Source organism: Kitasatospora purpeofusca, assembly GCF_042691725.1.
Taxonomy (GTDB): Bacteria; Actinomycetota; Actinomycetes; order Streptomycetales; family Streptomycetaceae; genus Kitasatospora; species Kitasatospora purpeofusca_B.
In genome coordinates this window covers 24,852-46,345 of the sequence record NZ_CP170483.1, presented here as the reverse complement: position 1 = coordinate 46,345, position 21,494 = coordinate 24,852, and the positions used below count along the sequence as shown (strand labels likewise).

The following is a 21,494-nucleotide window of genomic DNA, read 5'->3' as shown; positions in this document are numbered from 1 at the left end:
TCCCGCCGCCCCGGATCACCGCCGCCCAGTGGGGGCGGCTGGAGCCCGGAAGGCGCGCCGACATGGACCTGTTCCGGCGGCTGACGAACGTGAACCTGCCGCTGCAGCAGACGCCGATGTCGGCGAAGGTCGCCCGGGTGATCAACCGGCGCCTGCACGGCAACGCCCTCAACCAGAACTCCCCGACGCTGCCCGGGATCATGGTCAGCGGTCCGGGCAACCACGGGAAGACCGCCACGGTCAGCTCGGTCTGCGCGGCGTTCGAGGACGTGTGGCTGGACCTGCACCAACACCTCAACCCGGCCAGTGTCGAGGGCACCTTGGACCTGCACGCGCCGATCGCGTTCGTCCAGATCCCGGTCACCGCGACACCCAAGAGCCTCTGCGAGTCGATCCTGAACTTCTTCAGCACCGAGCGGCGGAAGATGACGCTGCCGCAGCTGATCCGGCAGGTCGCCGACTCGCTGCGGGACCACGGCGTCCGCGCCCTGGTGCTGGATGACATCAACCGGCTCCGCATGCACCGGGCCGACGACCAGGACGTGCTGGACCTGGTCCGCGCTCTGATGGGCTTCCAGGTCACCCTGATCCTGACCGGGGTCAACATCCCGGGCCTGGGCCTGCTACCTACGCGAGGCCAAGCGGGACGCCCGGACGCGCCAGTGGGTGCTGCCGCCGCTGGAGAGCGCCCGCGTCCACGGCCTGGAGGTCACCCAGACCGAACGCCGCTTCGAGATGGTCGAGCTCGACCACTTCCGCTACGACACCCCCCAGGCGATCCAGGACTTCACCGACCACCTGCAGGGCATCGAGAACCACCTGCGACTGCTGAAGTCGAAGACGGGCATGCTCACCTCGGGGAACATGCCCGAGTACCTGATGCGCCGCTCGGGCGGCGTCGTCGGGATCCTCGGCCGGCTGATCGCCGACGGAGCCCAGGAGGCCATGGACAGCGGGAAGGAGACGCTGGACGAAGCCCTCCTGGACGGGATCGTCATCGGGCGCGAGGAACCCGTGGGGCCGGCGGCCACCCAGGACCAGTTTGCCGAACCGGCGCAGGCGAAGCCACGGGCGGGCCGGGCACGCGGCCGCAACACGGTCTTCGACGACCACGGCTCCCAGGCCGCCACCGCGGCGGGCTGACCCGGCGGACGCCGTCCGGCCGCTGCCCCGCAGTCTGGTCCCGCTGCCGCAGGAGAGCATCGCCGGGTTCTTTCTGCGGCTGAGCCACAGGCTGGACGTCGCCCCCGGCGACTTGTTTTTCCGGACGGGGCTGAGCCCGCGCGAGGGCTATCCCGTCACCTCGGCCAGGCACCTGCTGTCGCTCGAACCGGGCCCGTTGTCGCGGTTTGCACTCATCGCCAAGCTCAGCGACGACCAGGTCGAGCGGCTGACGCTCCGTCCCCTCCTCAAACGCTACCTGCCGCTTGCGGGTGCTCCCGTCCGCGCCGGCCAGGAACGAACGCGCTGGGTCTTCCCGCAGTGGGTCCTGGCCGGCCCCACCAACTGCTGCCCCTCCTGCCTCACCGGCGACTCCTCCGAGATCCAGCGCCGGCACGGCGGCGCCTGGAGACTTCTCTGGCACCTGCCGATCGTCTTCGCCTGTCCGCGGCACCAGGTCTTCCTGCGCGAGACCTGTCCGGGCTGCCAGCAGCCGATCCACGGCGGCTTCCCCGACGGCCCCCGCCAGCTGGTCCCCGCCGCCGCCAACAGCGAGCTGCATCCCGCCCAGTGCCGCAACAACCTGGGCCGCCACCGGCGCGAGCTCTGCGGTCTCCGCCTGGACCACCCCGGCCACTATCCGGCGCAACCCGTGCTCACCGCCGAGACCGCCGGCCTGCAGGACAGGCTGCTGGCTCTGCTGGACCCGGCCGCGGCCCCCTCGGACGCCGTCAGCACGTTCTCCGGCCTGCGGGCGGTCGCCGCAGTCGCGCTCGCCGCCTGGCCGAACAGCGCCGAGCCGGACATGCCGCCCGGGTTGGAGTCGGCCCTGGACGACTTCCTCGTCACGCGGGAACAGCTCATGACTCCCGAGGAGCGGGCCAGGGGCTACAGCAACCGGGCGGCCTTCTCCTTCGCCGCCGCACCCGCCCCGCCGCCGGCCACCGCCGCCCTCCTCCACCTCGCCGACCGCTGCCTCCAACTGGAGCCCGACGCCTTCCGGGCCCGGCTGGCCGACCTGCTGGCGCACATCCCGGACCGCCGACACCCCCGCTGGGGCAAGACCTGGAGGAACCAGCTGGCGACCTGCTCGACGATGGTCAGGACCGAGGCCACGCGCGCTCTCAACCGGCGCCTCCCGCAGACGTCCTTGCCCGATCTGCTGAACAGCAGGTCGCTGCTGCCCCTCGGCCGACGGGACTACCGGGCCGAGAACATCCCCCAGGAGATCCCCGCAGCCTGGCTCGACGTCCTCCTCGGCCGCGACCGCTCCGCCTACGCGCAGACACTCCGGGCACTGCGGCGGCTGACCGCCATCCAGCTCGTCCAAGCTGCCGAGACCAGCACGACGCGCGAGGCCGCTCGCTACCTCGGCATCCCCTCGGCCTGGCTCATCGACCCGGCCCAGCGGCTCCTGCCCTTCGGCCGCCTCCCTCAGCTCCGCGACGGTCAGGACCTTACCCAGGCCCTCGAACGCCTCGCCGAGCACGTCGAGGACGACCCCCACCCGATCGACTACCACGAACGCCGAAGGCGCCCCGCGACCTGGCACCTCCGAGCCGCCGACTGGGAGACCATCAAGGAGGAGTCCGGCTTCGCCCCCGGGCGGCGCGGGAAATACCCTGTCCCGGACGAGCTCCTGCGCGACTGCGCGTCCGCGGTCGTCTGGGCCCGGGCCACCGGCAGCGAATGGCGCCTGGCACCCGCCATGCGGCCCCCGCTCTCCCCTCTCGGCCGCCCCGACCCCATCGGACCGGAACACCGCGTGATCAAAGCCCTGACCACCCACGCGCCCACGCAGAGGTACCGCCAGCTCATCAAGGCGCTGGCGGCGTACGCCAGCTCTCTGGCCCAAGCACCGGAGGAGGGCCCAAGGGCCTTGACTGGAAGTGTGTCTAGGTCCCCCGGGCCCCGACCGCCGATCAAGGCGGAGAAACATTAGTGCTACGAGCGACCGGTTCTACTCGGTCCGCAGCGCGGTGGCGGTCCGGGATCGCGCCGCCCAGCCGGCCGGCAGCAGTGCCCCGAGCAGGGCGATCGCGATCCCGCCGGCCAGCAGCGGGAGCAGTGTCCAGGCGGTGTAGACGTGGGTCACGCTCGACGGCAGGTTCCTGCCGATCGCGCTCACCATCTGGGTCATCGTCGCGTTCTCCACCGCCATCCCGATCGGGACCCCGATCAGCCCGGCGACCAGGCCGGTGAGGCTCACCGAGGTCAGCACCATCGCAATGGTCTGCTTGGGCGTCATCCCGAGGGCCTTGAAGATCCCCAGGTCGTGGATCCGTTCCCGGGTGTCCTGCACCACGGTGTTCAGCACGCCGAGCGCGGCGACCGCGATCATCATCAGCGTGAGGGTGGCCACCAGGGCGCTCATGATGAGCACCGTGGAGTTCGGGTACGTGATGTTCGGGGTGGCCGTGGCGTTCAGCGGGGTCAGCGCGGGGGCAGCCGAGCGGGACCAGTCCGAGCCGCTGGTGTTGTCGGCCAGCTTGACGTTGAACTGGGTGATGTACGGCGTCAGACCGGCGGCGGTGAACGTGGCATTGTCGGTCATCACGACCCCGCTGCTGCTGCCATCGAAGTCGATGCCGACGATCCGCAGCGGCAGTCGCTTGTCGTCCTGCGTCACGGTGACGGTGTCGCCGACGTGCATCCCGGCCGCCGAGGCCAGGTGGTCGTTGACCACGGCTTCACCGGGGTTCTGGTACCAACGGCCGTGCAGCAGAGCCGGATTGGTCCAGGACAGGTCGCCGGTGGTGGTGTCCACAATCGTAGGGTCCCCGTTCGGCGCGCCGATCACGGTCGCGCCGCTGTTGCCCCAGCCGAACGCGGCCTTCGTGCCCGGGACCGAAGCGATCGCGGCGGCCACCTTGGTGGAGTCCAGGTGGGGATTGGCAGGGCCGCCGCCGGGGGAGTGGAAGCCGGCGGGCACGCCGGCGGGCACCACGATCATCGACGCGGCGTTGAAGCCGGCGGTATCCGTGGCCGTGTACTTGGTGAACGCGGTCTCCAACCCCACCGCGAAGGTGACGCCGACCGCGCCGAACAGCACCGCGGCGCCGACCAGCGCGGCCCGGGCCGGCTTGGCGAACGGCTGGGCCAGCCCCAGCGACATCGGCCGGGGCAGCGGCAGCCTGCTCGCCAGGCGCTGCGCGCCTTGGCCGCGCTTGGCCTTGGGTGCGCGGCCGACGACCAGGGTCTGCACCGCCGGCATCCGGCCGGCCCGAAGTGCCGGGACGAGCGCGGTGACACCGACGATGACCAAGGTCCCGATCGGCACGACGAGGCTGACCCACACCGGCAGGCCGGTGTCTGCGGCACCGAGATCCTTGCTGGCTTTGCCCAGGACCGGAACGGCCAGCACGTTGCCGAACAGCGTGCCGCCCACCACGCCGATCGTCGCTGGGATCAGGGCTTGTGCGGCGTAGGCGCGGGCCACCTGCCCGGGGGTGAAGCCGAGCGACTTCAGGATCCCGATGCGCCGGATTCCCGAGACCACCGCGCCGCTGACCACGATCGCGATGATCAGCACCGACAGGAACAGACCGAGGACGCCGAAGACGACCAGGAACGGCACGAAGGACTTCGCGCTGCCGACGACCTGCTTCTCCACGGCCAGGTAGGACTGTCCGCTCTCGACTGAGCCGGCCGGCGCGACGGCGGCGATCGCCTGCTTGTCCGTGGTGAGGTCGGCGTCGGTCCCGGACTTGGCGAACCGGTAGAGCATCTGCTCGTCGGTCCTGGCGCCGGCGGCGGTCAGCCGCGCGAAGCCGTCGCCGGTGAGGAAGCCGGTCGCGGTCTTGGTCAGCGAGTTCGCCAGGCCGACGACCTTGAACGAGGGCTTGCCCGGCAGCGAGTCGAACACCACGGAACCGTCTGGGCAGCTATGGATCCATGAGGACAGGACGATCTCGTTCGCGGTGGTCGGCCACCTGCCCTGGACCAGGGCCAGCTGGTCCAGGCCGGAGGTGGCGGCCAGGTCGGGTCGGGTGGTGGCGACGACCGGCTCGTTGGCGCGACCGGCCAGCGGCATGCCCGGGGCGATGTCCGCGGTGCAGTCCGTGCCGTAGGTCGTGTTCAGGGCGGCGGTGACCGGGTACGGCCCGGACGCCTCGGTGACGCCGGCGGCGTGCGCGGTGGCGGCGGCCTGCGCGGCAGTGGCCTTCGAGCCGTCGAACTGGACCGACAGGTGCGCGCCGTTCCGGGCCTTGAAGGCGTGCTCGAACGGAGCCTGCACGACGGCCAGCAGACCGAGCGAGAGCACACAGGAGGTGACGGCCGCGAACGTCGTCAGGGCCATCACGAGGGACTGCACACGACGCCGGCCGACGCCGGAGCGCACGACCTTACCCAGGGCGCTCATCGGCCCGCTCCCGCCGGCAGAAGACGGGCCACGGCCCGGAAGGAAACCTCGCACAGGCGCTGGGACGGCAGCGCTGGGAGCCCCGTCATCGGACCGCTCCCGCCGAGCTGGTGGAGGTGGCGCCGCTGACCGCGTTGACCACGTCCCGGGCCACGGCACCGTCCACCAGCTCAATCGTGCGCCGCGCGGTGTTAGCGGCCAGCTGGACGTCGTGCGTCACCAGCAGGATGGTCTGGCCCTCGGCGTTCAGCTCCAGCAGCAGCCGGCGCACGTCCTCGGCCGATTGCGAGTCCAGCGCGCCGGTCGGCTCGTCGGCCAGCAGCAAAGCCGGCCGGTTCATCAGGGCCCTGGCCACCGCCACCCGCTGCCGCTGACCGCCGGACAGCCGCTGCGGGTAGGCCTTGGCGTGCCGGTCGATACCCAGCGAGGCGAGCAACTCGGTCGCCCGCCGCTTCACCTCGCCCTTGCCCATCCCGGCCAACTGCGCCGGAACCATCACGTTGTCCAGCACCGTCAGGTCGTCGAGCAGGTTGAAGAACTGGAAGATCATGCCGATGGAAGCCCGCCGGTACTTCGCCGAACCGGCCTCGCCGAGCTGGTCGACCCGAGTTCCGTTGACGGTCACGGTGCCGCTGGAAGGCTTGTCCAGACCCGCGACCAGGTTCAGCAGCGTCGACTTGCCACTGCCCGAATGGCCGAGGATCGCCACGCACTCACCAGCCGCCACCGACAAGGTCACCCCGGCCAGCGCGGGCGGGCCGTCATCATATTTCTTCGTCGCGGCCTGGAGATCGATCATCGGCTCATTCGTCATGGCCACGAACCTAGGAACGGACCATGATCCACCGCGTCGGCTGGCGGATGTCACCTCCCCCCAGGCCATCGGCCCGGCGGCGTACCCCGCGTACACCCCCGGGACGACGCGCGGAGCCGACGCCGATCCATACGATCTCCGTATGGAAGAGCTGCTCCAGCGTTTCTCGACATCGAAACCCGTGACCTGGCTGACGTCGCGGGCCGTGCTGCTGGCCGCCGCCGGCTTCTACTCGCTGATGCTCTTCTGGACGATGCCGCTCGGTCAGCTCCGGCGCTCCGGCGGCCTGTTCCGGTTCCCCGACCTCGGGCCCGACCAGATGATCGGTCTCTGCGTCGTGCTCGCCCTTCCGGTCCTGCTGGTGCGCCGGCTGCCCGCTGCGGTCTTCGCGGTGGTCCTGGGCGAAGCAGCCCTCGGTGACCTCTTCGGCGCGAACCCCTGGATCGTGCTCCTCCTGCTCCTGGTCCTGGCCGGACACCTCGCCGCCCGGCGGCCGACGGCTGCCGCCGTCGGCTCCGTCGCGGCCGTCGCGACCGTGTTCGCCGAGCGCACCCTCGGCTACCACAGGGAATCCGTCGGCTACGCGGCCCCGCGGGCCGGGCAGCTCGCGTTCGTGTTCGCGGTCGCGTGGGTCTTCGGCGGGGTGTACCGCAAACGCCGCGAGTACCTCGAAGCCCTGCACGAGCAGACCGCTGCCCGCATCGTCATGGCCGAGCGGCTGCGGATCGCCCGCGAACTGCACGACAGCGTCGCGCACAGCATCGGGATCATCACGGTGCTGTCGGGAGCGGCGGCGCGGGTCGTGGAGACCAAACCCGAGCAGACGCGGCAGGCGCTGACCGGCATCGAGACCACCAGCCGGGAGACGCTGCTCGGGCTGCAGCGCATGCTCGGAGCACTACGCCGCGCCGAGCCGGACGACGCCGCGCCGCGGGCCGCTCCGCTCGCACCGGGCGCCAGCCTGGCGGACGTCCCGCGGCTCGCCGAACGCACGGCCGACGCCGGGGTGCGGGTCCACGTGACCTGGCGGGGCGAGCAGCGTCCGCTGCCGCCGGAGATCGAGCTGTCGGCGTTCCGGATCGTCCAGGAGTCGGTGACGAACGTGGTGCGGCATTCCGGTGCGCGGACCTGCCGGGTCGCGGTCGGTTACGAGCCGACCGGAGTGACGATCGAGGTGATGGACGACGGGGACGACGGGAACGGCGGGCCCGGCCGTCCGAGGCCCTCGGCGGCGACCGGCGGCAGCGGCTTCGGCCTGCTCGGCATGCGTGAGCGGGTCACGTTGCTGTCCGGCCAGTTCAGCGCGGGCCGGCGACCGGAGGGCGGATTCCGGGTGGCTGCGAGGCTCCCGGCATGAGCGTGCGGGTGCTACTGGTCGATGACCAGCCGCTGATGCTGGTCGGGCTCGCGATCCTAATCGGCGACACCGACGACCTGGAGGTGGTCGGCCAGGCCGGCGACGGCCGCGAGGCGGTGCGCCTGGTGCGTGAACTGCGGCCGGACGTCGTGGTAATGGACATCCGGATGCCGGGCATGGACGGGATCGAGGCGACCCGGCGGGCCACCGCCGAGCCGGACCCGCCCAAGGTGCTGGTGCTGACGACCTTCGACGACGACGAGTACGTCTACGGCGCACTGCGCGCCGGGGCCAGCGGATTCCTGCTCAAGAGCATGGCCCTGGACGCGATCCTGGACGCGATCCGCGTGGTGGCGGCCGGCGACGCGTTGATCGCGCCGAGCGTGACCCGACGGCTGATCGCGGACTTCGCCGGAACGTCCGGCCCCGCGGCCCCCGAACCGGACTCCAGTCTCATCGCGGGGATCACCGACCGGGAGCGCGAGGTGCTGGCACTGGTCGGACAGGGACTGTCGAACGCCGAGATCGCCGAGCGGTTGATGATCAGCGCGGCGACGGCGAAGACGCATGTCGCGCGTCTGTTCGCCAAGCTCGAAGCTCGGGACCGCGTCCACCTGGCGATCACCGCCTTCAAGGCCGGACTCGTGCCGCGCAGACGGTAGGGCAGGATGAGAAGAACGATCGAGACCACGAGTTCGCCGCGTTCCAGATGCGCCGGCATACCCACCTGGCCGCAGCGGGATTCGAGTCGACACCGCCGGGCGGAGGAGACTGCCGGCGTCGAGGCCCCCGTCCCTCTCATGGCCGTTGCAGAGGTCGAGCCGGAGCAGCCTGACGCCCCTCGGCTGCGCGCTGTCTGACCGTCAGGCATGCGGGCGACGATCCATGGTCACCGTCTGGCTGGACTCCCCAACGAGTCACTGGCAGTCACAAGCGAACACCGACAACAGCGCCCGCGCTCGCAAACTAGCGTGCTCCGTCACAGTCCCCCGCCGCACCCAGCCGAGTGAATGTGCTAGGAAAAGTTACATTCAAGAGTGACTTTCACGCTAGGGTGGGTGATGAAAGGGGAGGTGTTCCATGAGTGACGACCTGTTCTCGGCGATCGACGCGCTGCTGGAGCGGCCGAGGCCGGCGGACGACCTGCCGGTGCCCGCCGAGCGGGAGCGCCTGCGCAAGGCGGCCCAATACACCCAGGAGGACCTGGCGAAGGCCTTGAAGACGCGGCGGGAGACGATCGTGCGCTGGGAGGCCGGGACGACGGACCCACGCCCGCCCAAGCGCGAGGTCTACATCGCCTTCCTGGCGACGCTGGCGTTGCAGCACGGCACCGTCGAGCCCACCGAGTGGCTGCGCCGTGCCCAGGCCGCCGGCCTCGTGCGCCCCATTGCTCAGACCCCGCCGCAGCCCGCTGTGGGTTCCCGGTCTGACGGCGTAGGTGCTGAGTGCTCTGGCATGCTGTCCCGTTGATTGAACGAGAGAACCGGGCGATGTGCTGAGAGAGCTTTTGAACTGCTGGTATCAGGCTTGGTTGAAGGGTGTCCGTGGCCGTCGATCCGATGACGCGCAGTCCCGGAGGTGGGGCGAGAATCACGGAGCTATCACGAGAATCCTTGTGGGTTCTCCTGTGTTCTCGCAGGTCAGGGCCTTGACTTCGGAGAGTGCGGTGATGCTGGTTGGCTGACCCGGTGAGCCGCAGCGCGATGTTGGTCCCAGGGGTGGAGTCGGGGCGGGCCGACTGTCGCGGGGCGTTGCGTGAGCGTGTACTTACGGGTCCCGCGACTGTCGTTGCGGATTTGTCGGTGTCATCGCGGAGCCGACTGAGAGTTCTCGCCGCGGCGTTGCGGGCATTGTTGGTGAACACGCCGATGGACGTGGCTCTTTCGGTCCGCGTTCCGGAGCGTCAGCGCGGCAGGGGAGGCCTTCGGCAGGACGGGCCTGCGGACACAGTGCTGAGCGCGGGTCGTCGCTGTCAGGCGTCGTCGTTGCGTCCGACGCGGATGGTGGTGAGGCGTCCGAGGGTGATGTTCTCGTTGCCCTCCCGCATCGCGTTGACGGCGGCCTGGCAGATGAGGTGGGACAGGTGCTTGAGGTAGCCGCCGGTTCGCTTGTGCAGGTAGGCCGCGTGCTGGGTCAGGGCGTGCTCGCCGAGGTTGTGCAGGCACAGGTTGTCCTCGAAGCCCTTGACGACCCTGAGCCAGGTCTCCTGGCTGCCTTCGTCGCAGCGCAACGGGTCCAGCCAGGTCACCGGCAGCGCGCTGCGGTGTGGCTCCATCGGCTCTGTCAACGGTTTCGGCTTGGGGAGGCCGGCTTTGGCGCGCTGCTGCTTGACGCGTTCGTGGAGGTTGGTCTCGGCGTTGTTGTGGTTGTCGATCCTGGTGCGGGCGGCCTGGACGATGTTGGCTGCTCCGGTGCCGCAGAAGATCGCCGTGATCCCGTAGCGGCTGCGGAGGTAGTCGAAGTAGTGAAGCGCGGGCCCGAGTTGGTCCGGGGTGGTGCGCTGGAGGTCGTCGATGAGGAGCAGGCGGGTGCGGGCGTGTGCCAGGACGTGGGTGACCGTGTGGGTCAGGTCCGGCAGGCGCTTCAGGTCGAGGAGCGCTTGGTGGTCCTTGGGCGGCGGGTTGAGGCCGAGGAAGCAGGCGATCTCCCAGATCCAGTTGATCTTGCCGTCGGCGTCGTGGGGGACGGTGATGTGTACGACCGGGATGCGGCTCATGTCCTGCTTCTGCACCCGGGCCTGGTAGTCGCGTCCGATCGCCCTCAGGAGGAAGGACTTGCCGGTTCCCGCGGGGCCGTCGATCACCATGTCGAGCAGGCCCTGCGCACGGTGCTCGTTGGCACCCAATGTCAGGGACGCGCGCAGAAGAGCCTGTTCGAACTCGGGGTGGACGACGAGTCGCAGGTGGCTGTTGTAGATCAGAGGGGCGTCGTTGTCGGTGATGGGGAAGCCGGCGGGGGAGCAGGTGGCCGGGTCTGGGCGCTGTACTTCCTCGCGCACGTACTGGTTCCAGTCGTCGAGGGTGAACAGGTTCCGCAGCCGCAGTGGGGCGGTCTGTGCGTGGTCCAGGACGTGTTCGTCGCGCGGGGTGCGGCGTGTGGTGGTCGCTTTCACGTGGCCTTCCTCAGGACGGACGCGGCAGGCGGGGGAGGGGGGTGAGTCTTACCCGGGCGGATCCGGGGCCGCGCAGTTGGGCTCCGCGGCGGCCTCGCCCTCGCCTGGGGAGGCTGTGAGGTGGGAGCGGCCGGTGCGGGCTTGGTCAAGCCGCCTGGCAGGCGGCGGGTGATGGAGGTGTCGGGGAAGGCGGTGATCGTGCTCAGGTCGATGTCGGCCAGCCCCGCGTAGGGGTCGGGCGCCGGTGCCGGGGCGTCGTCCGGATGGTGGGCGGCGGCGGGTGCGGGTGGCACGTCGCGGCCGGGGACGGGCAGGGACGGGAAGGCGGTGATGGTGTCCAGGTCGACGCGGGGCAGGTTCGCGTACGGGTCCTCGCCGGTGGCGTCCTCGACGTCCAGGGGCCCGCCCTGGAAGGGGATGAGCGGGCCCGTCCGCCGGGCAGGGCCCTTGCGGCTGCGGGTGCGGCGTTCCCGCAGCGCCACCGCGAGCGAGGCTTCGTCGGCCGGGCGGCCCGCTTCCTGCTCCCTGAGCCGGCATTCCTCCCACAGGTACTGCGTCCAGGGGTTGGTGAGCAGGTGCGTGTGGATGAACTGGCAGCGGATTCAGTCGCCCCTGCCGCGGTGGTCGTGCAGCCAGGCCACCTCCGGCCGGTAGGGGTTGTAGACGGCCTGCCACTTGTCGCCTCGCTCCGGGAGCCCGGATGGCAGCCCGGCGAGCGCCCGCAGGCGGCCCTTGGGGTTCTGGTAGGTACGGTTCTCGATCTGGATGCCCTTGTCGGTGACCTTCACCCAGGCCGGGATCAGCAGGTGGCGGCTGTCCTCGGGGGACAGCGGGCGGGGCCGGTAGCCGGTCATCGCCACCAGGTGGGCGTACATCTCGTTGGGGGACAGGACCCGTCCGGGCAGGACGGGGCTGCGCAGCCCTTCGTGGGGTGTCTGCTGGTATTCGAGAGCCACCCATTCCTCGGCGCACTCCTGCAACTCGTTGATGGTGCGCAGGGGCTGGCGTTCGATGCTGCGGCCGCGTGTCTGGTGGCTGCGTCCGGTCCAGCCGGGGATGTACTGGCTGAAACGGTCGGCGAGGGTGGGGAAGAAGCGTTCGCCGAGCGGCTTGTCGGTCGGTGTTCCTTTGCGGGCGTAGCGCAGGGAGATGCCGAGGAAGTCGCAGACGCTTTCGAAGTGCTCGCTGACGTAGGGGCTGCCCTGGTCCACGATGATGGTGCGCGGGTGGATGACCGGCCTGGCGGCGGTGGCTTCGGTGAAGCGGGCATCGGCTGCCCGCAGGTCGGCGAAGGGCAGGGCCGAGACGGCGGCCGCCGTCAGCGGTGACCAGCCGGGCCGGGTGGGGATGGGGGAGAAGCACTGCGCCAGGGTCATGACCAGGTCGATGGATTTGGTGGCCCGGCCTCCGATCCGGGGGCCGCCCGGGCCTCCCTCGCCCAGGATCGCGGGAACGACCATGATGGCCGCCACCGTCCTGGAGGCGACGTCGATCAGCCCGGTCGCCTCCGCGGAGATCACCTCGCCGTCGTCCCCGAGGGCCTTGACGTGCAGGTGGGTGGTGTCCATCTGCATCAGTTCGCCCGGCTGCAGGGCGAAGGATGGCGTGTACGGGGGTGGTGGCTTGCTCGCCTTGCTGGCGCGCTGGCGTGTGGTGCCCCGCACCTGGTCGGACAGGCCCAGTTCGTCCATGCGCTTGTAGAAGATCGACTCCGGCAGCGTCAGGCGCTTGCGCTCTTCGGGGTCTTGGAGTTCCTTGGCGTAGCGGGCGGTGAGCAGTTCCTGGACAGTGTCGTAGTAGCTGCCGATCGTGGCGCCGGATTCCCTGGCCCGGATGGCCACCGCCTCGTGCATGAGCGCGATCAGACGCTGATCGGTGCGTCCTCCGGGCTTCGGGGCCTTGCCCTTGCGGCCGTCCAGCAACAGCACCAGCGGGTTCTCGTTCGCGCGTTTCCAGGTCAGCCGCTTGTCCTCCAGGGCTCGGGGCTTGATGTGGATGTCCGCCGCGGCCAGTTCTGCGGACTTCGTCTGGTAGCGCTGGGCCAAGGTGGTCGCGCCGGGATCGTATCCGGGGCGCGGCACGCGGTGCCCGGGGCGCAGCCCGGTGTCGATCTCCTTCATGTGCCGGTGCCACCACAGCGCCTGCTTGCGGTCCACCTTGGACGCCGCCTGCAGCAGGACGTTCAACGGCGGCAGCCCTGCGGGCTGCTGCGCCTGGCCTTCGCTGTCGAGGACCGCGAAGTCCTCGGCTGCGACCATGGCCCGGTACAGGCAGGTCACCGGCGTGCTCTCGCCTGCTGCCGGCGCCAAGGTCACCTGGGGGCCCGCGAACGCGACGACCTCGTAGCGGGCATCCTGCCAACGAACATGGTCCCCGAGCCGGACGCGGTCGGGCTCGAACCAGCCGGTCAGCTCGCGGGTCACTGCCCCGTTCCCGCCGCCCACGTGGGTGAGGTCGGCAGCAACGGCACGTCCCAGTCGACGAGCAGATGCTGGCGCCACACCAGCTGCCAGGCTAGATCCAGCCCCGACAGCTGCGGCAGGCCGCTGGCCGTGACGCCCTCCAGCACCGGCCGTGGCTGGCCGAACGCAGCCAGTAGGGCGCGTTCCTCCTCGTGTGAGACCGGGCGCGGATGCCGGTAGCCGGATGCCCATTCAAGGTTGGCGCGCCGCATTCCCAGGGGCACTGGCCGCTCCTGGACTCGCCAGCCGGCGTGTTTCGCTACCTCGTGCAGCACCGACAGCCGCATCCGCCACTGCGGGCCCGGTTTGTCCGGGCGCACTACCACGACGGCACGGTGCCCGTCTGCGGTGCGCGCCATGAAGTCCGGGCGCCACCGGTGCTTGGTTGTGCCGGTCTGCCAGTGCAGTTCGAGCGGCTCACCGCTGAACCGCACCACACTGGGGTCGAAGTCCAGTTCGACGGCGACCCGGGTGCGGCGCAGCGACCCGCAGATTACGGACGAGCGGTTGGTGGCAGACCACCAGCGCGTGACGATGCCCTGGCGGCCGTGGTAGGCCACCGGATCGGTGGGCGGACGCCGCTCCTCGAGCGGCACCTGGGCCAGCTCGGCGGGTGTGGAGCAGGTCAGTCCGCCGGCCTGATCCAGGTGCCAGCCCGTCACATCCGTCATCAGCTCCTCCTCGCCTGGGCCACCAGCCTGGAGACCCCCGACACACCGGCGCGGGTCCTCGACCGGAGGTTCCCCCGAAGGGGTGAACCAGCCTTGACCATGCGTCGCCTTCGGCGCCGAGGCCGACCCGGAGTCGGCTTCTACAGCTCGCCCGGGGCGGCCCCCAACTGCCAGGGCAGGCACGAACGCTGCTCAAGAGACCCCGACGATGCCGCGACCCGGGTATGGCCCAGTGGCAGCACGAAGCGACGGTCCCGCACCGTGGGGGACTGCGGAACAGGGGGCCGATGATGTCGGGTCAGCCACTCGAGGACCGGTGTCATCACGAACCGCTCGTCCAATTCCCAGGCGGCCGCCATCGACTCCACCTCGTACAGGAACAGCGAACGAGCCGGGGACTCGCGGGGGAGGGTCCGTTCGAAGCGGACCATCGCCTGGGCCAGGTCGACGGCTTCGGGATAGATCACCAGCGGCGCCGCCCGCAGGTCGCGGGGCGCCAGACCGGCCCGCTCGGAGCGCAGCACCCATCGCGCGGCCAACGGCATGCGTGTCCACCAGTGCACCGCGATCTGGAAGGCGTCCGCGAACAGCCCTGCGCCCGTCTCGGGGAACCGCCACTGCAACCTCAACCGCTCACGGTGCGCACGTACGACGGTGGGCAGGCCGTCCAGCCGTACTCGTGCCGGATCGTCGCTGCGGGAGGAGTCCGTCCAGCGGCGGTGGCGCAGGCACACCCGCCACCGGTCCGGCCACAGCAGCCACACCGGCTCGTCGACCAGCCGCTGCGCGGCGCACAGATCGCAGCCGCGGACCACGTACGCCTCCCCTGCGGGAGGCTCCCACGACCACTCCCATCGCGCGGTGCCGTCGCCCTCGGGCAGCAGGTAGCGGTTCGCCAGCCCGGACAGGGCGCGCTGCAATTCGTGCGGTTGACGTCCCGTCAGGATGGCCAGGTGCTGCAGTCCCGGCCGGTTCACGTACATCTCGGTGAGACGCGGGTCGACTGCCTGGCGGCCGTGGCCCACCCGGTCCAGGAACTCCTCCAGCTCCAGGCCGTTGCGGTGCGCGAGGCGGTTCACGAACGACCCCGTCGACTCGTCGGCCACGTGCCGCACCTGCAGGGGAAGCCGGTGGCTGGGCCCCCACAGCGCCGGCATGTCCGTGAGCATCGCACCCCGGTCCTTCCACACGGATGACGCAGCCGCCCATCATCCCCGCCCCGGTACCGTGCCTGGGCAGGGTCCGCCCGGGCCGCCACACGATCGGGTGAACCGTCCACGGTCCCGTACAGCGGCGACGCCACCCGCCCGCAGGCTCGGAGTTGCCATGCCCGCACCTGCTTTCGGGAGAGCTGTGGCCACGACGTCGCTCGACCACGACCTGCTCACGGATTTGCGCGCCCACCAGCGCACAGCGGTGGACATGTGCGTCAACGCGTTCGCCACCGGCGCGCCCCGCCTCACGCTCCAGGCCGCGTGCGGTACCGGGAAGACCCTGATGGCTCTGCACGTCGCCCACGAGGTCGCCCCGGCAGGGCGGGTACTCACCGTCCTGCCGCGGCTGCAGCTGCTGGAGCAGACCCTGGCCGCCTGGCACGCGGAAGGACGCCCCGGAAGGTACCTGGCGCTGTGCTCGGAAGACCCGCAGGACCCCGCCCTGGCCGATGTCATGGCGCGGACCGGCAATCTCGGCGTCCTCGCTGAGCAGATCGACGGCGCAGACGGGCCCGTCAACGTGTTCACCACCTACCAGTCGCTGCACAAGATCGCCCGTGGACATGCGGAGCATCGTCTCCCGGCCTGGGGCCTGATCATCGGGGACGAGGCCCACCGGGCCGCCGGCAAGCTGAGCAAGGCGTGGGCCGTCATCCACGACAACCACGTCATCCCCGCGCGCTGCCGCCTCTACATGACTGCCACCCCCAAGAACGTCGCGGACCCCGAGGACAACCGCGAACTGACCTGCGAAGTGGCCTCCATGGACGACATGAGCCTCTACGGCCCCGTCGTCTACCGGATCTCCCTCGCGGAATCGATCGAGCAGGGCCTGCTCGCGGATTACCGCCTGGTCGTCATGGAGATCCACGACGAGGACCTGCGCCGCATCCTGGCCCGCAACAGCGACATCACCCCCGACGCCGAGGGGCTGCGCGTGGCAGCGGCCCAGGTCGCCCTGCTCTACGCGATGCACAAGCACGACCTCAGACGCACCCTGTCCTTCCACACGCGCATCAGGTCAGCGGAGATCTTCGCCGAGTCCCTGCCCGAGACCGCGGCGCTGATGCCGAAGGACACCCACAGCCAGTTGTGGACCGGCACGGTCTCCTCCCTCCAGGACCGCTTCGACAGGCGGGCCACGTTCGCGCAGTTCGCCGAACACGCCTCCTGCGGCACAGCCGGCGTTCTTGCCGCGCTGAGGCGGGCGGTGCTCACCAACTCGCGGCTGTGCCTCGAAGGCGTCGACGTCCCCGCCATCGACAGCATCCTGTTCGCCGACCCCAAGTCCAGCACCATCGACATCGTCCAGGCCGTCGGACGGGCCCTGCGCTAGGTCCCCGGCACGGGCAAGGTCGCGACGATCATCGTCCCCGTCTACCTGGCCCCGGGAGAGGACCCCGGCCAGGGAATGAAAGGGAGCCCCTACTACCTCCTGTACCAGGTCATGATCGCCCTTAAGGTCTACGACGAGCACGTCGTACACCGCATCGACTACCTCGAACTCGACGGCCTCGACCGGGAAATCCGCTTCCGTCCGCCCGCGGCGCGCCCCGAGCGGGTGGGGGAGGTGATCCCCCTGCTGACCCTCAGCGCCCTCGACCCCCACCACAGCGTCTGGCCGATCGCACTGGCCAGCGCCGAGCGCTACCACGCCCAGCACGGGCACCTGGATGTTCCCAGCCGCTACTGTGGCATCGATCGTTTCTACCTCGGCTGGTGGCTCGGCCATCAGCGGTCCCTGCGCGGCAACGCACTGCTCAGCCAGGACCGCATCGAAGCCCTCGACGAGCTCGGCATGCGCTGGGAGCACCCCCGCCACAGCATCGAGTTCCGCCTGCGCGTCGCCCGCGACTACGCCCGCGAGCACGGACACCTGGCGCCCCTCGTCGCCGAATCCTTCCAGGGCACCCGGATCGGCCGCTGGCTGGCCGGCTGCAGCCAGGAGGTCCGCGCCGGCACCCTGCCCTACCCCTACGAGCGCGCCCTCGATGAGATCAACCCCTGGTGGAACGCGCCCTGGCCCAGGCAGTGGCAGCACACCTACGTCCGGGCACTGGCCGCCGCCCGCACCGGTGCGCTCGACTTCCCCGGCCTGCACGTCAACAGCGCGGATCCGCTGGCCGACTGGCTCGACGAGCAGATCGACCTCATGCCGGATCTCCACCCCGACCAGAGGAATCTCCTGGGAGCTCTGACCTTCGACCACCCGCTGGCCCTGCTGCTGCGACGCCCCCGCAGTCCCGGGGAACGCGCGTTCGCCGAGGGCCTCAGGGCGGCACGGACCTTCCGCCGCGAGCACCAGCACCTGGACGTTCCCTACGACTACGTCGCCGAACAGGCAGGGCGCCGCTTCCGTCTGGGGGAGTGGATCTCACGGCAGCGCCGCGACGTTGCCCAGCTCACCCGCGGGCAACTCGACGCCCTGCAAGCCCTGCACATGCGCTGGATCCCGCGGCAGAAGACGCCGGCCCACTGACGGGGAACCGCTGCCGCCCGAGCGGGTGCACGGTCAGGTCCTGGTGGCCGGCTCCCTGCCCGGCGGTGCGTCATCGACGCCGCCGGAGGTGAGGGGCGGATGCCGTCCGGACGGCAGGACGTGGGAGCGTGCTGGAACAGGGAGCCGTGGGACGGCGGGCGGGGTTTCGGGCGACCTTACAAAGGAACTCAATGAACAAACAACTTGTTTGTTCATTGTTCTGACGTCATCCTGTCTCCATGACACTCGATTCGACCCCTGCCGCCCGGCGGCACGAGGCCGCGCTGGAGAAGCTGGCAGTCCTACGGGCGCGCCCCGACCTGCAGGAGGACCCGCCCGCATGGGCGCCCGCCAGGCGCCTGTGGGACGGAGTCGAGGTACTGAGCAAGGTCATGGACGCCAGCACGCGCTCCCCAGACGGCGACGAGCCCGCCATCGCCACCGACGACCTCGCGGCCGCCCTCGCCCTGTTCGAAGACCTCCGCCAGCAGCTCGACCACCTGGAATGCCAGGTGATCATGGAAGCCCGGCGCCACGGCATGGACTGGAACCAGATCAAGGACCAGCAGAGCCTCAAGACCCCGCAGGCCGCCGCCCAACGCTATCAACGGCTGATGACCCGCCTCGAAGAGATCCGCCAGGGCATGCGCTGACAGCCCGTTTCACCTCCACAGCGAAGGAGCGCGTGATGACCGACACCCCCGACGCGATCGGCGCCCTGCTGGGCGCAGGGCCGCGCCGCGCCGTGCCGCTGCCCGACCCCGCGCAGCGTCGCCGGCTGCGCACCGAGTACGGGCTCACCAAGACCGAGACCGCCACAGCCCTGGGAGTCAGCCCCAGCACGTTCTCGGCCTACGAGTCGGGGCAGCGCGAACCCCAGGGCGAAGCCCGCACAGCCTACGCGCGGCTGCTGGACGGCATCGCCGCCCAACTCGCCCCCGAGCACGCCCTGGAGGAACCCGCCGCTTCGGAGCCGTTCACAGCCCCCGCCCCAGAGCAGCCCACCGCCCCGGCCGTCCCGATGCTGGACCAGAACCCGGACGGTTCCCTGGCGATGGCGCCACCGCGACCGTGCGTGCAGTGCGGCCAGCCCTCCGTCTACCGCGCGCAGGGCCACCCGATGCACCTGGGCGGGTTCTGCCGCCCCGGCACCATTCCCGCTGCCGCGGCGCCGCCCGCTCCCCTCCCGCATGCCTCGGCCGAGTCCGCTGCCTCGGTCGCCCCGGTCGCTGCGCCCCGCCAAGCCGCCCCCGCCTCGACGAACAGCGGGACAGCGGTGTCGCGGCGTACGCCGTCGTCGCGCCCAGCGGCGCCTTCGCGGGCCCGGAAGGCTCCGGCGAAGAAGCCGGCGACGGCGGCTGAGGGGCCGTCGGATTGGCAGGTTGCCGCGGCCGCGCGTTTCCCGTCCGGGCCGCTGGCGGTGGTGGACGTGGCACCGTCGGGCAAGGCGCTGGTGGCCTACCTGGCCGACGGCACCCCGGCTGCGACCGCGCCGGCCGGGCGCACGCTCACCGACGTCGTGGAGTGGGCGCTGCAGACCAAGCTGGGCTCGCCGCGCCTGCACCGGCATGGCAAGGACGCCGATGCCCTGGTCGTCCTGACCGACGCCGTGCTCGCGGAGCTCGGCCTGCCGCCGATGGGCCGGGACGAGAAGAAGGAGTTCGTCCAGCGCCTCGGCCAGTTGCCGAAGACCCACAAGGCCGTCAAGCAGGTGGAGAAGGCCGACTGGCTGCTGACCCAGCGTGGTCTGGGCCCCTGGACGCGCATCTTCCGTACCCCCGAGGACGGCAGACGGGTGTGCGTCCAGCTGTGCATCCCCGCCTGGGGCGCCCTCGCGTCCGGTGGCTGGCAGATCCCCGACGACCTGGACGCTTCCGGCCTGGCCCGCCTGCTCGGCACCTACGCCACCCGTGTGCTCACCCCGCGCGGCTCCACCGCCGTCTCCGGCCTGGAACTGGTCACCGCGCTGCGCCCGCCGACGAAGGCGGTGCGCACGGAGGCCGGCTGGACGTCCGGGCCGGTGGAGGGCTCCCGCCCGAGGGAGGCATTCGACCCGGCGCCGCCGGAGGTCCCGGACATCCACCCGCTTGCCCATGACCGAGAGGCGGGCGGTGAACTGGTCACCGAGGCGTGGGACTGGCACCGACCGCTCACCGACCAGGAGCAGGCGGCGCCGTACGCGGTCGGCCTGGACATCAACATGGCGTTCCTCGCCGCCGCCGGCCGCCTGACTCTGCCGCTGTCCGGCCCGGTCCACGAGATGAACCCCGTCTTCGACCCGAAGACCCCCGGGTCCTGGCTGGTGGACCTCTCCCACGTCGAGACCGACCCGCTGCTCCCGTCGCCGTTCACCGCGGACGGCTCCCGGCCGACCGTCCCCGCCTGGTACTCCACAGTGAAGGTCGCCTACGCGTCGGAGCTCGGCGCCCGCCCGCAGCCGCTGGAAGGCTGGCTGCGGTACGAGCACGGCCCCTACCTCGACCCCTGGCACAAGCACCTGCGCGCCGCATACCTGGAGACGATGGCCGCGCTCGGTGTCCCGCTCACCCTCGCCGACACCGACCCGGTCGCGTTCCTCGACGCCATGGCCAACCTCAAGGCGACCGGCGACCCGGCCGAACTCGCGGTGCTGCACGCGATCAAGCAGACCGCCAAGGGCACCATCGGCAAGATGCGCGAACGCCCCCGCGGCCACGGCTACAAGATGGGCGAGCGCTGGGCGGCCCTGGAACGCCCGACCTGGGACCCGCTGATGCGCGCCCTCGTCATCGACACCGCCACCGTCAACCTCCACCGCAAACTCCGCAAGATGGCCGCCGACACTGGCCTGCACACCTTCGCGGTGCTCTCCGACTGCGCCGTCTTCGCCGCCCCCGGACCCGGCGCCCTCGACATCCTCACCCGACCCGACGGAACCCTCACCACCGCGCTGCGCCTCGGGGTCTCGCCTGGGATGGTGAAGTTCGAGGGCTCCCGGCCGATGGCCGAGATCGCCGAGCTGCTGGCCGACGACGCGAACCCGGCCCGGCACATCAAGACCGGCGGCGTCGTCTCCGCCGACGAGTAGTCCCTCTGCGGCCCGCCGGCACCCGCCCGGCGGGCCGCCCACTCCACCGCCACACGAACACGAACACGAGCCGCCCCGGCCGGGGCGGAGGGAAGGACCGATGCCCCGTGGGGGAGATCGACGAGGGCCTGGAGCGCGCCGAGCGCACCCGCCCCATCCCAGTGCACCTCAACACCCGCGTGCGCTTCCTGTGGGAGAAGGTCGCCAAGAACGACACCAAGCGCTTGGCCCAGGCCGCCGGCGTCTCGGTGCGCACCGCCCAGCGCTGGGCCCACGCCCTGACCGCCCTCGCCGCCGGCGAGCTGACCGGCGACATCCCCATGACGAAGGCCAACGCCGCGAAGATCGAGCAAGCGGTGCGGGCGGCCTGGCAGCCGCGGGTGAAGCAGCGGGTGCGCCGCGACGCCGAGCAGCGCGGCTTCATGCTCCACATCCAGGCGACCTTCGGCTACAGCGCGGCCGCAGGTTCCACCGACGACCCGCGCGAGCGCATGATCACGCAGAAGATGCCCGGCTCGGTCGCCCAGCGGCTCTACGAGGCCCGCGACGCCGGAGCCACCCAGGCCCAGCAGGAGCGGATCCTCGCCGACGCCCTGCGCGAGGAGTACTTCAAGGACGGCGGCCGCCGCGCCCGCGGCCTCGACGTCGAGCTCAACGGCATCGCCTGGATGGACATCGAGCTGTAGATCCTGCCCGACGCTGCGCCGTTGCCGTCAAGCTGTGACTGAGTGTTTCAGTTGGCCAGTCAGCGGTTGAGTTGGCCAGTTTTGTACTCGGTTTGGCTTCGACGTCAC

Annotated in this window: 17 protein-coding genes and 1 pseudogene; 11 read left to right on the top strand and 7 right to left on the bottom strand. The window is 70.8% G+C overall.

Annotated elements, in window-relative coordinates; translation table 11 throughout:
* Positions 1-62 precede the first annotated feature (62 nt).
* From ACFCLZ_RS00185 to ACFCLZ_RS00175, 3 genes and pseudogenes are all read left to right on the top strand, one after another.
* A pseudogene (locus ACFCLZ_RS00185) lies at positions 63-542 on the top strand (AAA family ATPase); the annotation flags it as partial.
* Positions 543-666: 124 nt separating this feature from the next.
* Positions 667-1,143, top strand: a complete 477-nt coding sequence (locus ACFCLZ_RS00180; protein WP_380286432.1) for a hypothetical protein — start codon at positions 667-669, stop codon at positions 1,141-1,143.
* Positions 1,043-3,103, top strand: a complete 2,061-nt coding sequence (locus ACFCLZ_RS00175; RefSeq protein WP_380282500.1) for a TniQ family protein — start codon at positions 1,043-1,045, stop codon at positions 3,101-3,103. Before ACFCLZ_RS00180 ends, ACFCLZ_RS00175 begins: the two co-directional genes overlap by 101 nt.
* An 18-nt stretch (positions 3,104-3,121) precedes the next feature.
* Here the strand turns inward: ACFCLZ_RS00175 and ACFCLZ_RS00170 are convergent, their stop codons facing one another.
* Positions 3,122-5,524 carry an ABC transporter permease gene (locus ACFCLZ_RS00170; RefSeq protein ID WP_380282499.1) on the bottom strand — a complete coding sequence of 801 codons (2,403 nt, stop codon included), beginning with the start codon at positions 5,522-5,524 and terminating at the stop codon, positions 3,122-3,124.
* An 85-nt stretch (positions 5,525-5,609) separates the two neighbouring features.
* On the bottom strand, positions 5,610-6,338 hold the full coding sequence (locus ACFCLZ_RS00165; RefSeq protein ID WP_380282498.1) for an ABC transporter ATP-binding protein: 729 nt from the start codon (positions 6,336-6,338) through the stop codon (positions 5,610-5,612).
* 181 nt (positions 6,339-6,519) lie between these two features.
* Here ACFCLZ_RS00165 and ACFCLZ_RS00160 point away from each other — a divergent pair, with 181 nt between their 5' ends.
* The 3 genes from ACFCLZ_RS00160 (at position 6,520) to ACFCLZ_RS00150 (ending at position 9,165) form a co-directional block, all read left to right on the top strand.
* On the top strand, positions 6,520-7,695 hold the full coding sequence (locus ACFCLZ_RS00160) for a sensor histidine kinase (protein WP_380282497.1): 1,176 nt from the start codon (positions 6,520-6,522) through the stop codon (positions 7,693-7,695).
* Positions 7,692-8,357: a response regulator gene (locus ACFCLZ_RS00155; RefSeq protein WP_380282496.1), complete on the top strand. Its 666-nt coding sequence runs from the start codon at positions 7,692-7,694 to the stop codon at positions 8,355-8,357. The genes ACFCLZ_RS00160 and ACFCLZ_RS00155 overlap by 4 nt, the downstream gene beginning before the upstream one ends.
* 418 nt (positions 8,358-8,775) lie before the next feature.
* Positions 8,776-9,165, top strand: a complete 390-nt coding sequence (locus ACFCLZ_RS00150; RefSeq protein ID WP_380282495.1) for a helix-turn-helix transcriptional regulator — start codon at positions 8,776-8,778, stop codon at positions 9,163-9,165.
* A 502-nt stretch (positions 9,166-9,667) separates the two neighbouring features.
* Here the strand turns inward: ACFCLZ_RS00150 and ACFCLZ_RS00145 are convergent.
* The 5 genes from ACFCLZ_RS00145 to ACFCLZ_RS00125 all read right to left on the bottom strand — a co-directional run bounded on the left by ACFCLZ_RS00145 (position 9,668) and on the right by ACFCLZ_RS00125 (position 15,109).
* On the bottom strand, positions 9,668-10,807 hold the full coding sequence (locus tag ACFCLZ_RS00145; protein ID WP_380282494.1) for an ATP-binding protein: 1,140 nt from the start codon (positions 10,805-10,807) through the stop codon (positions 9,668-9,670).
* Positions 10,804-11,289 carry a hypothetical protein gene (locus ACFCLZ_RS00140; RefSeq protein WP_380282493.1) on the bottom strand — a complete coding sequence of 162 codons (486 nt, stop codon included), beginning with the start codon at positions 11,287-11,289 and terminating at the stop codon, positions 10,804-10,806. Before ACFCLZ_RS00140 ends, ACFCLZ_RS00145 begins: the two co-directional genes overlap by 4 nt.
* A 120-nt stretch (positions 11,290-11,409) precedes the next feature.
* The gene (locus tag ACFCLZ_RS00135; protein WP_380282492.1) at positions 11,410-13,230 is read right to left on the bottom strand and encodes a transposase; all 1,821 of its coding nucleotides are present in this window, start codon (positions 13,228-13,230) and stop codon (positions 11,410-11,412) included.
* Positions 13,227-13,940 (bottom strand): TnsA-like heteromeric transposase endonuclease subunit, encoded by a 714-nt coding sequence (locus ACFCLZ_RS00130; RefSeq protein WP_380282491.1) that lies wholly within the window; start codon positions 13,938-13,940, stop codon positions 13,227-13,229. The genes ACFCLZ_RS00135 and ACFCLZ_RS00130 overlap by 4 nt, the downstream gene beginning before the upstream one ends.
* 140 nt (positions 13,941-14,080) lie before the next feature.
* Positions 14,081-15,109, bottom strand: a complete 1,029-nt coding sequence (locus tag ACFCLZ_RS00125; RefSeq protein WP_380282490.1) for a TniQ family protein — start codon at positions 15,107-15,109, stop codon at positions 14,081-14,083.
* A 184-nt stretch (positions 15,110-15,293) separates the two neighbouring features.
* Here ACFCLZ_RS00125 and ACFCLZ_RS00120 point away from each other — a divergent pair, with 184 nt between their 5' ends.
* From ACFCLZ_RS00120 to tpg, 5 genes are all read left to right on the top strand, one after another.
* Positions 15,294-16,490: a DEAD/DEAH box helicase family protein gene (locus tag ACFCLZ_RS00120; RefSeq protein WP_380282489.1), complete on the top strand. Its 1,197-nt coding sequence runs from the start codon at positions 15,294-15,296 to the stop codon at positions 16,488-16,490.
* Positions 16,491-16,565: 75 nt separating this feature from the next.
* Positions 16,566-17,633, top strand: a complete 1,068-nt coding sequence (locus tag ACFCLZ_RS00115; protein ID WP_380282488.1) for a helicase associated domain-containing protein — start codon at positions 16,566-16,568, stop codon at positions 17,631-17,633.
* A gap of 239 nt (positions 17,634-17,872) precedes the next feature.
* Positions 17,873-18,286 carry a hypothetical protein gene (locus ACFCLZ_RS00110; RefSeq protein ID WP_380282456.1) on the top strand — a complete coding sequence of 138 codons (414 nt, stop codon included), beginning with the start codon at positions 17,873-17,875 and terminating at the stop codon, positions 18,284-18,286.
* A 35-nt stretch (positions 18,287-18,321) separates the two neighbouring features.
* The gene (gene tap, locus ACFCLZ_RS00105) at positions 18,322-20,700 is read left to right on the top strand and encodes a telomere-associated protein Tap (protein WP_380282457.1); all 2,379 of its coding nucleotides are present in this window, start codon (positions 18,322-18,324) and stop codon (positions 20,698-20,700) included.
* Between the two features lie 107 nt (positions 20,701-20,807).
* A complete protein-coding gene (gene tpg, locus ACFCLZ_RS00100) occupies positions 20,808-21,386 on the top strand; it encodes a telomere-protecting terminal protein Tpg (protein WP_380282458.1) in 579 nt (192 codons plus the stop codon).
* Positions 21,387-21,494: the final 108 nt, after the last annotated feature.